This window comes from bacterium, from assembly GCA_008933615.1.
GTDB lineage: Bacteria > CLD3 > CLD3 > SB21 > SB21 > SB21.
The window spans coordinates 1-12,427 of the sequence record WBUR01000061.1; the positions used below are offsets into that span (position 1 = coordinate 1).

The following is a 12,427-nucleotide window of genomic DNA, read 5'->3' on the forward strand; positions in this document are numbered from 1 at the left end:
GATGTGCACACTGTCCAGTTATCCGCTTTCGTGTAAACCTCATACGTTCCCATATTTACCATCGGTTCTATGCAAAATACCATACCTGCCTTTAATCGTGCCCCGGTTCCTTTTATTCCAAAATTGGGTACTTGCGGGTCTTCATGTAAATTACGGCCAATTCCATGCCCCACCAATTCTCTAACGACCGAGTAGCCGTTGGATTCAACATGCTTTTGAACGGCCGCCGAAATATCGTGGACCCTGTTTCCAACTTCAGCTTGGCCGATCCCCTTATAGAGGGATTCGCATGTTACTTTAAGGAGTTTCTCAGTCTCCTTCGCTACGGCACCGACCGGCAACGTGATGGCCGAGTCTCCGTAAAACCCGTTCTTGTAAACGCCGACATCCACTCCGATGATCTGGCCTTCTTTCAACACGTCATCCTTTTTTGGAATACCGTGGACGACCACATCATCGACCGACAAACAAGCGCTTCCCGGAAATCCGCGATACCCTTTAAAAGCGGGTTTTGCTCCGTGCGACTTAATCAAATTTTCAATGGACAAATCTAAATCAACAATTCTTAATCCCGGCCTGACCATTTCTTTCGCTAGCCTTAAACACTCAACAACAATCCGGCAACTTTCTCTGATCTTTTCGATTTCATGTGCCGACTTTAAATGAATCATACTTCCTGCGAAGTTTAACCTCTTCGCCCGCGAATTTTTCCCGTTTTCAAAAAACCATCGTAGTGGCGCATGACCAAATGCGATTCGATCTGCTGGATGGTATCCAGCGCCACGCCAACAATGATTAACAGCGACGTACCTCCGAAGAATGAAGCAAAACTGTACGACACGTCGGTAGCATTCTTGACGAAGAAAGGCAGAATCGCGATCAAACCCAAAAATATTGCGCTGGGCAGCGTTACGCGAGTCAGAATGTTATCAATAAAATCTGAAGTCTTCTTACCCGGGCGAATACCGGGAATGAACGCACCTTGTTTTTTCAGATTATCCGCCACTTCCACAGGATTCATAGCAATCGCCGTATAAAAATACGTAAAGAAGACAATGATGATCAAAAATATAAAATTGTAAAAAATGGAGTCTATTGAAAAATGCTGTGTGACAAAATCCGATACTGCGCCGGGGAAAAAAGTTGCTATCGTATTCGGAACAAACATGATCGACTGCGCAAAAATGATAGGCATCACGCCGGCTATATTGATTCGCATCGGAATATGCGTGGATTGTCCGCCGTATACTTTTCTTCCAATTACGCGCCGGGCATATTGAACGGGTATCTTACGAATACCCTGCGTGATAAATATGATGGCGGCAACGATGACCAAAAGTATGGCAATTAGAACAATTTCAATCATGATGTTACGATTACCGCTCACAATTTGTCGAACTTCATCCATTATGGCTGACGGGAATCTCGCCAAAATTCCAATAGTGATGATCAAAGAGATACCATTTCCAATGCCGCGTTCTGTAATCTGTTCACCGAGCCACATTATGAACATCGTACATGTTGTCATCGTGACCATGGTTAACAAAAAGAACATGGCTCCTTGATCCGGAACGACTTTCACCTCTTGATTGCCAACGACCACACTCAAACTGCATAGCCACGTTGCTACACCCAGTGCCTGAATCGCCGATAATGCAACGGTGCCGTAACGGGTCATTTGGTTTATTTTCTTGCGTCCTTCGTCACCTTCTTTTTGAAGTTTTTGAAGATAAGGAATTGTCGTCCCCAAAAGCTGGAGAATAATGGAGGCGCTGATATATGGCATGATTCCAAGGGCTGCAATCGTTGCCTGGCTTAATCCGCCGCCGGCAAACAGATCGTAGAAGCTGAGAAGCGTGTTCTCGGCCTGCTTGAAATATTGTCCTAAAGCGAGGGAGTTTATACCCGGCGCCGGAATATGCGCTGTAATTCGTTCGATCAGCAAAATACCAAGGGTAAACATCACCCTGCGCCGTAATTCAGGTATTTTGAAGACATTCGCAAAAGTTTGAAGCATCGTTGATTACTCTCTATAGCTGTATGAAATGGGTGAGCTTATTTTTTCGATTTCTTTTTCTTCACCAGAACTGTTTTTTTAACACCGAGCACCGTCACCGTACCGCCGGCTTTTTCGATCTTTTCTTTGGCAGAGTCGCTGATCGCATGAACCTCGACTTGCAGCGCTTTGGTGATTTCACCATTTCCTAAAACCTTTATCGGTTGATTCTTCTTCTGGATCAGCCCGGCTGAAAGTAAATTCTCGGCATCCGCTTTCTTACCCTCAAATGAGGCCAATGCGCTGATCTTTACAATCTGATACGGGTTTCTGAAAATGTTCGTGAATCCGTACTTCGGCAAACGTCTTTGTAAAGGCATCTGGCCGCCTTCAAACCACGCCCTGACCGGTACGCCTGAACGGGATTTCGACCCTTTATTTCCCTTGGTCGATGTTCCGCCGTGTCCGGATCCTTCGCCGCGGCCGATACGTTTTTCTTTTTTTCTCGAACCTTTGGCATATTTCAGATTACTTAAATTCATTATGTTCCTCACGTGCTAATACTGATTAAGCTTTTTTTGCTTTAACTACTTTATAACCGCTTTTTTTCTCTTTGATGATTTCTTTTGGCTTTTCGCTCACTTCTTCCAGACTGACCATATAATTCACGCTGTGAACCATACCGCGAATTTGAGGCGTATCATTATGATATACCGTTTGGCCGATCTTTCTTAAACCCAGCGCACGAACCGTCGAACGGTGCGCGTATATAGCGCCGTTGACACTTTTGACCTGGGTAATTTTTAATAATTTCATTTTCAACTACCTATATTATTTAGTAAGAACTTCCATAACCGTGAGATTGCGCAGCACACCCACTTCACGGGCATTTGTTATTTCACTCAATGCTTTAATTGTTGCTTTGACCAAGTTATGCGGGTTAGATGAACCTTTACATTTGGTCAAAATGTCCGTAATGCCGACCGACTCCAAAACCGCGCGCACCGCTGCGCCGGCAATAATCCCGGTTCCTTTGGATGCCGGTTTCATGAATACTTTTCCTGCGCCGAACTTGGCTGTTACTTCATGAGGCAGAGTGCCGCCCTTTAAAGGAACAAAGATCATGCTTTTCTTCGCGTCTTCTTTACCCTTGGCGATCGCGTCGGGTACTTCGTTGGCCTTACCCAAACCTATACCTACACGTCCTTTGCCGTCGCCGACGACCACGATGGCATTAAAGCTGAATCGCCGTCCGCCTTTGACCACTTTGGCTACGCGGTTAATGTGCACCACGCGCTCTTCTTTTAAATCCGTTTCCCCCGGGGTTTCCGGATTTTGTTTTTTTACAAATCCTCTTTTCTTCATCTATGCCTCGTTAGTTTTCAGAATAAACTCTTTAGAATTTTAATCCGCCTTCGCGCGCGCCCTCTGCAACCGCTTTTACACGGCCATGATACTGATACCCGTTACGATCAAATACGACCGTCTCGATTCCCTTGGCCTTAGCCGCTTTAGCTAATTCAAGCCCGATCAACTTACTGACGGAGATCTTACCCGCTTTATCTTTTTGACCATTCTTGACGTCTTCCGATAAGCTCGACACGCTGACCATGGTTGCGCCGGCCTGATCGTCGATGAGCTGGGCATACATGTGTTTTAGGCTGCGGAAAACCGATAGGCGCGGTTTCGCGGAACTGCCGAGAATTTTTTTCCGAACGCGCCGTTTGATTCGTAATCTTTTTGCCGCTTTTTCAATGTTCTTATTTGCCATACTTTTTTCTGCTTATGTATAAAGGTTAATCAATTACTTCTTAGCTGCCGCTTTGCCTGCCTTACGACGAACTATTTCTTCGCCGTACTTAATACCTTTGCCTTTATAGGGTTCGGGTACTCTGAAAGAGCGTATTTTTGTTGTGACTTGTCCGACCAACTGGCGGTCAATTCCTTTCACCAAAACGCTGGTCGGTGTTGCGACGGCTACTTCAATACCTGTCGGCGGTGCGAATAAAATAGGATGAGAAAAACCTAAGTTGAATTGAATCATCTTGCCCTTCACTTCAGCCTTATATCCTACGCCGATGATATCGAGTTTTCTTTCAAAACCTTGAGAAACACCGGTCACCATGTTGGCAATGACAGCCCGCACGGAGCCGTGAAGGGAACGGTGAAAATTTGAATTACTCTTTCGGGTAACCAAAACCTCTTTTCCTTCCACCTTGATCTCAGTCTCAGGATGAAATTGCTGTTTCAATTCGCCTTTCGGACCTTTGACAGTTACTTCAGTACCCCGGATGTTAACGGTAACCTTATCCGGTATCGTAATGGGTTTTCTTCCAATTCGTGACACGTTATACTCCTAAACTTTTTTACTAAGAAACGTAGCAGAGCACTTCTCCGCCGACATTTTCTACTTTGGCTTTTTTATTCGTCATAACACCTTTGGACGTCGAAAGAATTGCGATACCAAGATTGGACTTAACGCGCGGCAGACTTTTAACATCCGCATACTTTCTCAAACCCGGCGTACTGACCTTGGAAATATGTTTGATCACGCTTTTCTGTTTTTCATCGTATTTGAGATAGATACGAATGAGACCCTGAACGCCGTCGTCAAAATTCGTATAGTCTCTGATATAGCCCTGTTCCAAAAGGATCTGCGTGATATCGCGTTTTAAGTTGGACGCCTTGATGTCCACGCTTTTCTTTTTCGCCTGTATGGCATTTCGAATCTTTGTTAAATAATCTGCAATAGGATCCGTCATTGACATTGAAAAAACTCCTTGCTTTATGAAAACCTCAAAACTTAAGTGTGTCTTGGTATTACCAGGACGCTTTGGTCACGCCCGGGATCTCTCCGCTGAGAGCTAACTGTCTGAAACAAATTCGGCACATCGCGAATTTTCTCATATACGCGCGTCTGCGTCCGCACCGCTTACATCGCGTCACGGCTCGCGTAGAAAATTTCGGCTTTTTCTTCGTTTTAGCTACCCATGCTTTTGTTGCCAAAGTCTAACTCCTTTAAGATCTGTCTGTTTATCTGAATAACTATTTTTTTCTGAACGGCATACCGAACTCTTTGAGCAGTTCGTATGCTTCTTCATCGGTTTTCGCAGTGGTTACAATCGTAATATCCATGCCGCGAACGCGGTCCATTTTATCCACGTCAATTTCTGGAAATATAATTTGTTCTTTTACGCCCAGCGTATAATTTCCGCGTCCGTCAAACGATTTATCCGGCACGCCTTTAAAATCACGAATACGCGGGATCGCTACATTCAATAACCGATCCAGAAATTCATACATGGTCGAGCGGCGCAGCGTGACAAAACATGCAATCGGCATACCCTGACGTAATTTAAAATTGGAAATGGCTTTCTTTGCCTTACGAATGGACGGCCTTTGGCCGGTAATGGTAATCATGTCGTGCACGGCGGCATCGAGCAGTTTCGAATCTTGCGTTGCGGCGCCGACCCCCATGTTAATGACGACCTTTTCGATCTTGGGAGTTTGCATCACATTCTTGTAACTGAATTTCTTATTCAATGCCGGGATGATACGTGTTTTGTAGTCTTCGAATAAACGCGCCTTATAATTCTTATCCACCGGCTCTCTTTTTCCAAAAGAATGCTCCGCGCCGCCTTTTTTTCCTGCTTTGCCTTTTGGCTCTTTGACCTCTTTGCCTTTGGTCTCTTTGCCTTTGACTTCTTTAGCTTCCTTAGCCATCTATGATTCCTCGTTAAAAATAAAACTTTTCAATATTAGTTTACAACTTCGCCGCTTGCTTTTGCAATACGCACCTTCGAGCCGTCTTCCAGTTTTTTGTGTCCTACGCGCGTTCTCTTCCCGCCGTGCATCAGCATGACTTTGCTTACATGTATCGCAAGTTCTTTTTCCTGTATACCGCCCTGAGGATTTTGCTGGTTCGGTTTGATGTGTTTCTTTCGAAGATTGATCCCTTCAATGATCACTTTATCTTCATCACGAAATACTTTTAATACCTTACCCTGTTTTCCTTTGTGGTTACCGTTAATAACCATCACGGTGTCATTTTTCTTGATATGCATAGCTTCCCTTTTGTTCTTTCTTAAAACTTTATAATACTTCCGGAGCCAAAGAAACAATTTTCATGAATTGCTTTTCACGAAGTTCCCGTGCAACGGGCCCGAAAATACGCGTACCGGTCGGTTCTTTATCTTTGTTTATCAATACAGCCGCATTTTCGTCAAATCGAATGTAGGATCCATCTTGGCGGCGGGTCTCTTTTCGCAGACGAACGACCACGGCGCGCGCCACGTCCCCTTTTTTGACGCCGCCGCCGGGGATGGCGTCTTTAACTGAAACAATAATTTCATCTCCCAGATGCGCGTAACGTTTTGACGTGCCGCCCAGAACACGGATGCACATCACTTTTTTGGCGCCGGAATTGTCCGCTACAGTTAATCGGGTATATTCTTGTATCATGTCTTAACTCACAATTTTTATATTAAGGAACAATTAATCCGCTTTTTTAACAACTTCAACGAGTCTCCAACGCTTGCTCTTGCTTAATGGACGCGTCTCCATGATCTTTACAAGATCTCCAATGCCCGCTTCTTCTTTTTCATCGTGCGCCATTAATTTCGCCGTGCGTTTGACGTATTTTTTATAAGTCGGGTGTACCACTTTTCGTTCGATTTTCACCACAATGCTTTTTTGCATTTTATCGCTGACGACGGTGCCCACGCGAACCTTGCGGCTATTATTGCGCGTTTTATTTTCGGTTTGTTCGGACATGAACCATTTCTCCAGGATTCTTTACGTTTATATCGCTTAAATTATTTGACAGCCATTTTTTTTAACGTCTGATATTCGGTATTAAATTCTTTTTTGCGCGGATGCATACGCAAACGGCTTACCGCCTTCCGCAGTTTCGCCTTATCAAAATTGATCTTTTCGCCTTTGATGACGTTGGCCACTTCCGGAATCTGAAATTTGCTGCTGATCTCATTCAGCATGGAATTGGCTTTGGCTAATTCCAACTTTATTTCTTCTTCTTTCAGGACAGTTTTCATAATGGCGATTTCTTTTTTTGATTCGCCGACTTTTAACTTGTTTTCCAATTGCCCTGTTGCCATTTGAAAACGGGATTGAAAAAGCGTGTTTTCCGCTTCGGTTAACATGCCTTTTATTTCTTCTGTGGGCAATCCTCTTATTTCATGTGGTTTCATATTTTATTCTCTCCAAATCTTTCGAATTAAGCGTGAATTTCTCCGCGGGATACAAACCGGGTTTTTAACGGCAACTTGAATGCGGCCAAACGAAACGCCTCGCGAGCCAATTCTTCCGTTACGCCGTCAATTTCAAACATGACGCGTCCGGGTTTAATAACGGCTACCCAGAATTCCGGAGAACCTTTACCTGATCCCATACGAGTCTCGGCGGGTTTTTTCGTGACCGGTTTATCTGGAAATATCCGAATCCAAATTTTGCCGCCGCGTTTGATATAACGGGTCATTGCAATACGAGCCGCTTCGATCTGGCGGCTGGTGATCCATCCGCATTCCATCGATTTTAATCCGTAGGTGCCAAAACTCACTTCGTTGCCGCGGGTGGCCTTGCCCCTCATTTTACCGCGATGGTGTCTTCTGAACTTTACTTTTTTCGGCATTAACATGATCTAGGGTCTCCTGAACAATAGGTTGCTACTTGGTTTCAAACGGACTAAGGACTTCGCCTTTGCATATCCATACTTTAATACCGATCTGTCCGTACGTCGTTTTGGCCGTTCCGTGCGCAAAATCGATATCGGCACGTAACGTGTGCAGAGGCACTCGGCCTTCATTATACCGGTCGGCGCGAGCCATTTCAGCTCCGCCCAATCGTCCGCTCACGGCAACGCGGATACCTTCGGCGCCCATACGCATGGCTGCGCGGGTCGCATTTTTCATGGCGCGGCGATACGGGATTTGACTTTCTAGCTGTCGGGCAATATCCGTCGCCACCAGATACGCATCCATTTCTGGCGATTTGATTTCAGAAATATTCAAACGAATTTCTTTACCGGTCAATTTTTTTAGTTCTTCGCGCAATTGGTCTACGTCTTTACCTTTACGTCCGATCACAATGCCGGGACGAGCGGTGTGAATCGTGATGGTAATGACTTCGGCTTCTTTCTTGAGACGTTCAATGGCAATTTTTGCTACGCGCGCGTCTTTGGGAAGACGGTTGCGCAAATAACTTCGCAACGTGAGATCTTCCTGTAATTTGTCGGCAAAATTCTTTTCATCAAACCAACTGGAATTCCAGGTTTTGATGATGCCTAATCGTAAACCGACTGGATGTGTTTTCTGTCCCAAATTTTCCTCCGTATACCTTTTAATTTATTACAAATTATGCTTTTTCAGCCACCACAACGGTAATATGGCTGGTTCGTTTTCGAATCATGGAACGACGCCCCATGGATCCTGCGCGGCCGCGTTTCAGCATCGGTCCGCCGTCTACAAAAATTTCCTTGATATAAAGATTATGCGAATCCGTTCCCGGCTTTACAAACATAATATTCGCCACGGCGGAACGAACGGTTTTTTCAATCAACGTTGCGGCATTCTTACGCGTAAAGTGCAGTATCGTAATCGCCTCTTCCGTACCCTTGCCCCTCACTAGTTCCGCCACCCGGCGCATTTTGCGGGGAGAGATTCTCAAATGTTTTGTTAACGCAGTACCTTCCATGATTGCTCCAGATATTAAACTTTAATAATTTTCTACTTTTTAGCTGCCGGCGTCGAAGTTGCCGCCGATTTGGTTCCAGAATGACCCCGGAACGTGCGTGTCGATGCAAATTCGCCTAATTTATGCCCAACCATATTTTCGGTAACATACACAGGAATAAACTTATTGCCGTTGTGAACCGCAAACGTATGGCCGACAAAATCCGGTGAAATGGTGCAGGAACGGGCCCAGGTTTTTGTGACTTTTTTTACGCTGGTCTTATTCATCGCCTCAACTTTTTTCACAAGATTGGCGTCCAGATAAGGACCTTTTTTTATCGAACGACTCATGATGCTTCCTCTATGCTAAAAATTTTTACTTCCTGCGTTTAATAATGTTTGCATTGGTTCTGTGATTCCGCTTACGCGTCTTATAACCTTTGGTCGGTTGTCCCCATGGCGTCACGGGATGCGGATTGCCCTGAGGGGAACGGCCTTCACCGCCTCCATGCGGATGGTCAACGGGATTCATAACCACGCCTCGGTTATGCGGACGTTTTCCCATCCATCGAACACGGCCCGCTTTTCCGATCGTAATGTTCTCATGCTCAAGATTGCCTATTTGCCCGATGGTTGCTATACAGTTTTCAAGAACTTTTCTAATTTCGCCGGACGGCAAACGCAGCTGCACGTACCCTTCTTCGCGGCCTACAATATTGGCAAATGCGCCTGCGGAACGCGCCATCTGGCCGCCTTTGCCAAGTTTAAGTTCTATATTGTGCACGTCCGTTCCGACAGGGATATTCTTTAGCGGCAGCGCATTACCCAATTTAATTTCGGCCATTTCGCCAGACATTATTTTTTCGCCGACCTGTAAGCCCTTGGGCGCAAGAATATAGGATTTTTGTCCGTCGATATATTGAATCAGAGCAATATGTGCGCTGCGGTTCGGATCGTATTCGATGCCCACTACTTTGGCTTCGACGCCGAATCGACTTCTTTTGAAGTCGATCACGCGGTACTGCTGTTTATGTCCGCCTCCGATAAAACGGGAGGTGGTATGTCCGTTATTATTTCGCCCGCCCGTTCGCTTTTTTGATGTGAGCAATGATTTTTCAGGCGTTTTTTTCGTGATTTCGCTGAAATCGGAAACGCTGATGTACCGGCGGCTCGGGGTATAGGGTCTAAACGTTTTTACTGGCATGTTCTCTATTCTCCACTTAATTATCGGATAATTGTTATCCCGACAATTTTATTTTAATTATGCGCCTTCTACAAATTCGATTTTATTGTCCTTAGCCAATGTGATCACTGCTTTTTTCCAGTTGCGGCTCCGTCCGTAGTTGACGCCGCCTTTAGTATAACGAACTTTGCTTTTGCCCATGACGTTACTTGTGCGGACGCTGTCTACTTTGACGTTGAATTTTTTCTCAACCGCCGCTTTGATCTCGATTTTGTTGGAATCTTTCGACACTTCAAAAGCGTATTGGTTCAGCGGTTCGCCGTTTCTTTTTTTCTTATCCTTCATAATCGTCATTTTTTCCGTGACGATCGGGCGCCTCAAAATCTTGTTGATCATCGAATTGTCCATCTTATCCTCTTACAATTAAACTTGGTTTAGTTAGGTGAACCGAATGCGGTTTCAACCGTTTTGATCGCGCTTTCGTGAAACAGCAGATAGTCTGCGTTCATGATGTCGTAAGTCGAAGCGTCTTTAACCACGCTGACTTTTAATCCGGGAATATTGCGGCACGATTTGCGAAAGTTCTCATAAGCGCGCGCGTCTTTTTCATCTTTCACGACATGAACTTTATCCACGAGCATCAATACTTTATTTATCCGCTTCGATTTTTTAGCAGTGTCTTCCACTTTTTCTTCGGATTTTTTCTTGCGTCCTTTAGGTTTGCTGCTTTCCGCTTTGGCGCAGTGCTGGAGCCCTAAACTGGACAATACGCCGAATACTTCCTTGGTTTTCGGAAGGTCCGCGCAGATCGTATGAAAATCTTCAACGATCATGATTTTATTGTCCGTCGCTTTATAGGTCAATGCAGACTTGCGTGCAATCCGTTTCACTTTGGTATTCACGTCTTTTTTATAGAGATGCGGATGCGGTCCGAACGTGATGGCTCCGCCCGGCCAAAGAGGTGTTTTAACAGAGCCTGCGCGTGCGCCGCCGGTACCTTTCTGTTTCCACGGTTTCTTGGTCGAGCCGGATACCGTTGAACGTTCGAGAGTGCTGTGAGTACCGTGACGTTTGTTGGATCGCTCCGCTACCACCGCGAGATACACCGCATGATCATTCGGCTCAATACCGAATATGTCTTTCGGCAAATCTACTTTTCGTCCCGTGTCTTCGCCTTTGATTGTTCTGACTTCTACTTTCATTTCAAATACCTTTATTCTTAAAAAGCTTTTTATGCCTATTCGCCGTTTTTACGAATTTCAATATAGGAGTTGGTCGCTCCGGGAACGCTGCCTCTGATGAAAAGCACATTCGATTCTGTATCTACCCGTACCACTTTCAGATTCTTGATCGTTACACGGTCGTTGCCCATACGGCCGGCCATGCGCATACCTTTGAAGACGCGGGAAGGATCGGAGCTTCCGCCGATGGAACCGGGTGAGCGCGGGCGATCCGACGCGCCGTGCGTCGTTTCATTGATACCGCTGAAACCATGACGTTTGACAACGCCCTGAAATCCTTTGCCTTTGGAAATACCGATGATCGTAACTTTTTCCCCTTCTTCGAACATGTCCATTTTCACTTCCGCACCGAGTTGAATTTCGGAAATGTTAAAATCTTTGAATTCCCTGAAAATTTTCGGGAAGCGTTCGGTCAGGTTGGCATTCTTACTGTGTCCCTGCATCGCCTTTGTTGTGTGTTTTGCCGATTTTGATCCAACGGCCAATTGTACCGCCTCATAACCGTCTTTTTCCTTGGTCTTGATCTGCGTTACAATATTCGGCACAGTTTCAACAAGGGTAACAGGAACGATATTTCCGCTTTCGTCGAAAATATTGCTCATCCCTATTTTTCTTCCAATCATACCGCTCATGATATCTATACTCCTGGTAAGAAGTTCCCGCTTAATGCGGATACATTCTACAAATTTTAAATCTCATCCCCGATTATCGGGAGTTCTTATTACGATGTTGCCGTTACTTTAAGTTCAATATCTACGCCCGCTGGCAATTCCAATTTCGATAATGCCTCGACCGTTTTATTCGTCGCATTCAAAATGCAGATCAGACGCTTGTGAATGCGGGTCTCGAACTGTTCACGGGATTTCTTGTCCACATGCGGCGAACGAAGGACCGTATAAATGGTCTTGTCGGTCGGCAATGGAATAGGGCCGCTGATGATCGCCCCGGAACTTTTCGCCGTACGAATTATTTTATCGATCGACTTATCGATCAGATTATGATCGTAGGCTTTGAGTTTAATTCGGATACCTTGTCCAGTCACTGTTGTTTACTCTCTTGATTTATTAACTTAAATTCTTATCGATCTATTTTTACTTCAGGATTTTAGTAACCACGCCGGCTCCAACCGTTCTGCCGCCTTCACGGATAGCAAAACGAAGTCCGTCTTCCATAGCGATAGGCGCGATCAGTTCGATGCCGATCTTCACGTTATCTCCCGGCATGATCATCTCCATACCTTCCGGCAGTTTGATGACTCCCGTCACGTCCGTCGTTCTGAAATAAAACTGCGGACGGTAGCCTTTGAAGAACGGCGTGTGGC

24 protein-coding genes are annotated in these 12,427 nt (G+C 45.3%); all 24 read right to left on the minus strand.

The genetic code is table 11. The features are described 5' to 3' along the window. The coding region (map, locus tag F9K33_15700; GenBank protein KAB2877698.1) for a type I methionyl aminopeptidase at nucleotides 1-671 on the minus strand (671 nt) is incomplete at its 3' end. A 14-nt stretch (nucleotides 672-685) separates the two neighbouring features. Beyond that, nucleotides 686-2,017, minus strand: coding sequence for a preprotein translocase subunit SecY (gene secY, locus F9K33_15705; protein KAB2877699.1), 1,332 nt, complete (start codon nucleotides 2,015-2,017; stop codon nucleotides 686-688). Nucleotides 2,018-2,055: 38 nt separating this feature from the next. Next, nucleotides 2,056-2,538: a 50S ribosomal protein L15 gene (locus F9K33_15710; GenBank protein KAB2877700.1), complete on the minus strand. Its 483-nt coding sequence runs from the start codon at nucleotides 2,536-2,538 to the stop codon at nucleotides 2,056-2,058. 25 nt (nucleotides 2,539-2,563) lie between these two features. Then, nucleotides 2,564-2,818: a 50S ribosomal protein L30 gene (rpmD, locus tag F9K33_15715; protein ID KAB2877701.1), complete on the minus strand. Its 255-nt coding sequence runs from the start codon at nucleotides 2,816-2,818 to the stop codon at nucleotides 2,564-2,566. 9 nt (nucleotides 2,819-2,827) lie between these two features. Continuing rightward, entirely contained in the window at nucleotides 2,828-3,361 is a 534-nt protein-coding gene (locus F9K33_15720) for a 30S ribosomal protein S5 (protein ID KAB2877702.1), read from the minus strand. A gap of 31 nt (nucleotides 3,362-3,392) precedes the next feature. Further along, complete coding sequence (locus F9K33_15725; protein KAB2877703.1) at nucleotides 3,393-3,767, minus strand: 50S ribosomal protein L18; 375 nt, start codon at nucleotides 3,765-3,767, stop codon at nucleotides 3,393-3,395. A gap of 33 nt (nucleotides 3,768-3,800) precedes the next feature. Then, nucleotides 3,801-4,343 (minus strand): 50S ribosomal protein L6, encoded by a 543-nt coding sequence (locus tag F9K33_15730; GenBank protein KAB2877704.1) that lies wholly within the window; start codon nucleotides 4,341-4,343, stop codon nucleotides 3,801-3,803. A gap of 22 nt (nucleotides 4,344-4,365) precedes the next feature. After that, nucleotides 4,366-4,758 carry a 30S ribosomal protein S8 gene (gene rpsH, locus F9K33_15735; protein ID KAB2877720.1) on the minus strand — a complete coding sequence of 131 codons (393 nt, stop codon included), beginning with the start codon at nucleotides 4,756-4,758 and terminating at the stop codon, nucleotides 4,366-4,368. 58 nt (nucleotides 4,759-4,816) lie between these two features. Then, nucleotides 4,817-5,002 (minus strand): type Z 30S ribosomal protein S14, encoded by a 186-nt coding sequence (locus F9K33_15740; GenBank protein KAB2877705.1) that lies wholly within the window; start codon nucleotides 5,000-5,002, stop codon nucleotides 4,817-4,819. A 39-nt stretch (nucleotides 5,003-5,041) separates the two neighbouring features. Then, nucleotides 5,042-5,719 carry a 50S ribosomal protein L5 gene (gene rplE / locus F9K33_15745; GenBank protein KAB2877706.1) on the minus strand — a complete coding sequence of 226 codons (678 nt, stop codon included), beginning with the start codon at nucleotides 5,717-5,719 and terminating at the stop codon, nucleotides 5,042-5,044. 35 nt (nucleotides 5,720-5,754) lie between these two features. Beyond that, nucleotides 5,755-6,060, minus strand: coding sequence for a 50S ribosomal protein L24 (locus tag F9K33_15750; protein KAB2877707.1), 306 nt, complete (start codon nucleotides 6,058-6,060; stop codon nucleotides 5,755-5,757). Nucleotides 6,061-6,088: 28 nt separating this feature from the next. Further along, on the minus strand, nucleotides 6,089-6,457 hold the full coding sequence (gene rplN / locus F9K33_15755; GenBank protein KAB2877708.1) for a 50S ribosomal protein L14: 369 nt from the start codon (nucleotides 6,455-6,457) through the stop codon (nucleotides 6,089-6,091). A 33-nt stretch (nucleotides 6,458-6,490) separates the two neighbouring features. After that, nucleotides 6,491-6,769 carry a 30S ribosomal protein S17 gene (rpsQ, locus tag F9K33_15760; protein KAB2877709.1) on the minus strand — a complete coding sequence of 93 codons (279 nt, stop codon included), beginning with the start codon at nucleotides 6,767-6,769 and terminating at the stop codon, nucleotides 6,491-6,493. Between the two features lie 41 nt (nucleotides 6,770-6,810). Further along, entirely contained in the window at nucleotides 6,811-7,203 is a 393-nt protein-coding gene (rpmC, locus tag F9K33_15765) for a 50S ribosomal protein L29 (protein ID KAB2877710.1), read from the minus strand. Nucleotides 7,204-7,229: 26 nt separating this feature from the next. Continuing rightward, nucleotides 7,230-7,649 (minus strand): 50S ribosomal protein L16, encoded by a 420-nt coding sequence (gene rplP, locus F9K33_15770; protein KAB2877711.1) that lies wholly within the window; start codon nucleotides 7,647-7,649, stop codon nucleotides 7,230-7,232. A 28-nt stretch (nucleotides 7,650-7,677) separates the two neighbouring features. Beyond that, complete coding sequence (rpsC, locus tag F9K33_15775) at nucleotides 7,678-8,331, minus strand: 30S ribosomal protein S3 (protein ID KAB2877712.1); 654 nt, start codon at nucleotides 8,329-8,331, stop codon at nucleotides 7,678-7,680. Between the two features lie 34 nt (nucleotides 8,332-8,365). Next, nucleotides 8,366-8,704 (minus strand): 50S ribosomal protein L22, encoded by a 339-nt coding sequence (locus F9K33_15780; GenBank protein ID KAB2877713.1) that lies wholly within the window; start codon nucleotides 8,702-8,704, stop codon nucleotides 8,366-8,368. A 32-nt stretch (nucleotides 8,705-8,736) separates the two neighbouring features. Next, a complete protein-coding gene (gene rpsS, locus F9K33_15785) occupies nucleotides 8,737-9,033 on the minus strand; it encodes a 30S ribosomal protein S19 (GenBank protein ID KAB2877714.1) in 297 nt (98 codons plus the stop codon). A gap of 25 nt (nucleotides 9,034-9,058) precedes the next feature. Further along, on the minus strand, nucleotides 9,059-9,886 hold the full coding sequence (gene rplB, locus F9K33_15790) for a 50S ribosomal protein L2 (GenBank protein KAB2877715.1): 828 nt from the start codon (nucleotides 9,884-9,886) through the stop codon (nucleotides 9,059-9,061). A 57-nt stretch (nucleotides 9,887-9,943) separates the two neighbouring features. Next, on the minus strand, nucleotides 9,944-10,261 hold the full coding sequence (locus F9K33_15795) for a 50S ribosomal protein L23 (protein ID KAB2877721.1): 318 nt from the start codon (nucleotides 10,259-10,261) through the stop codon (nucleotides 9,944-9,946). Between the two features lie 38 nt (nucleotides 10,262-10,299). Continuing rightward, nucleotides 10,300-11,067, minus strand: coding sequence for a 50S ribosomal protein L4 (gene rplD, locus F9K33_15800; GenBank protein KAB2877716.1), 768 nt, complete (start codon nucleotides 11,065-11,067; stop codon nucleotides 10,300-10,302). Between the two features lie 35 nt (nucleotides 11,068-11,102). Then, nucleotides 11,103-11,738 carry a 50S ribosomal protein L3 gene (locus tag F9K33_15805; protein KAB2877717.1) on the minus strand — a complete coding sequence of 212 codons (636 nt, stop codon included), beginning with the start codon at nucleotides 11,736-11,738 and terminating at the stop codon, nucleotides 11,103-11,105. An 89-nt stretch (nucleotides 11,739-11,827) separates the two neighbouring features. Then, nucleotides 11,828-12,148, minus strand: coding sequence for a 30S ribosomal protein S10 (gene rpsJ, locus F9K33_15810; GenBank protein ID KAB2877718.1), 321 nt, complete (start codon nucleotides 12,146-12,148; stop codon nucleotides 11,828-11,830). A gap of 49 nt (nucleotides 12,149-12,197) precedes the next feature. Continuing rightward, on the minus strand, nucleotides 12,198-12,427 hold a 230-nt coding region (tuf, locus tag F9K33_15815; protein ID KAB2877719.1), incomplete at its 5' end, for an elongation factor Tu.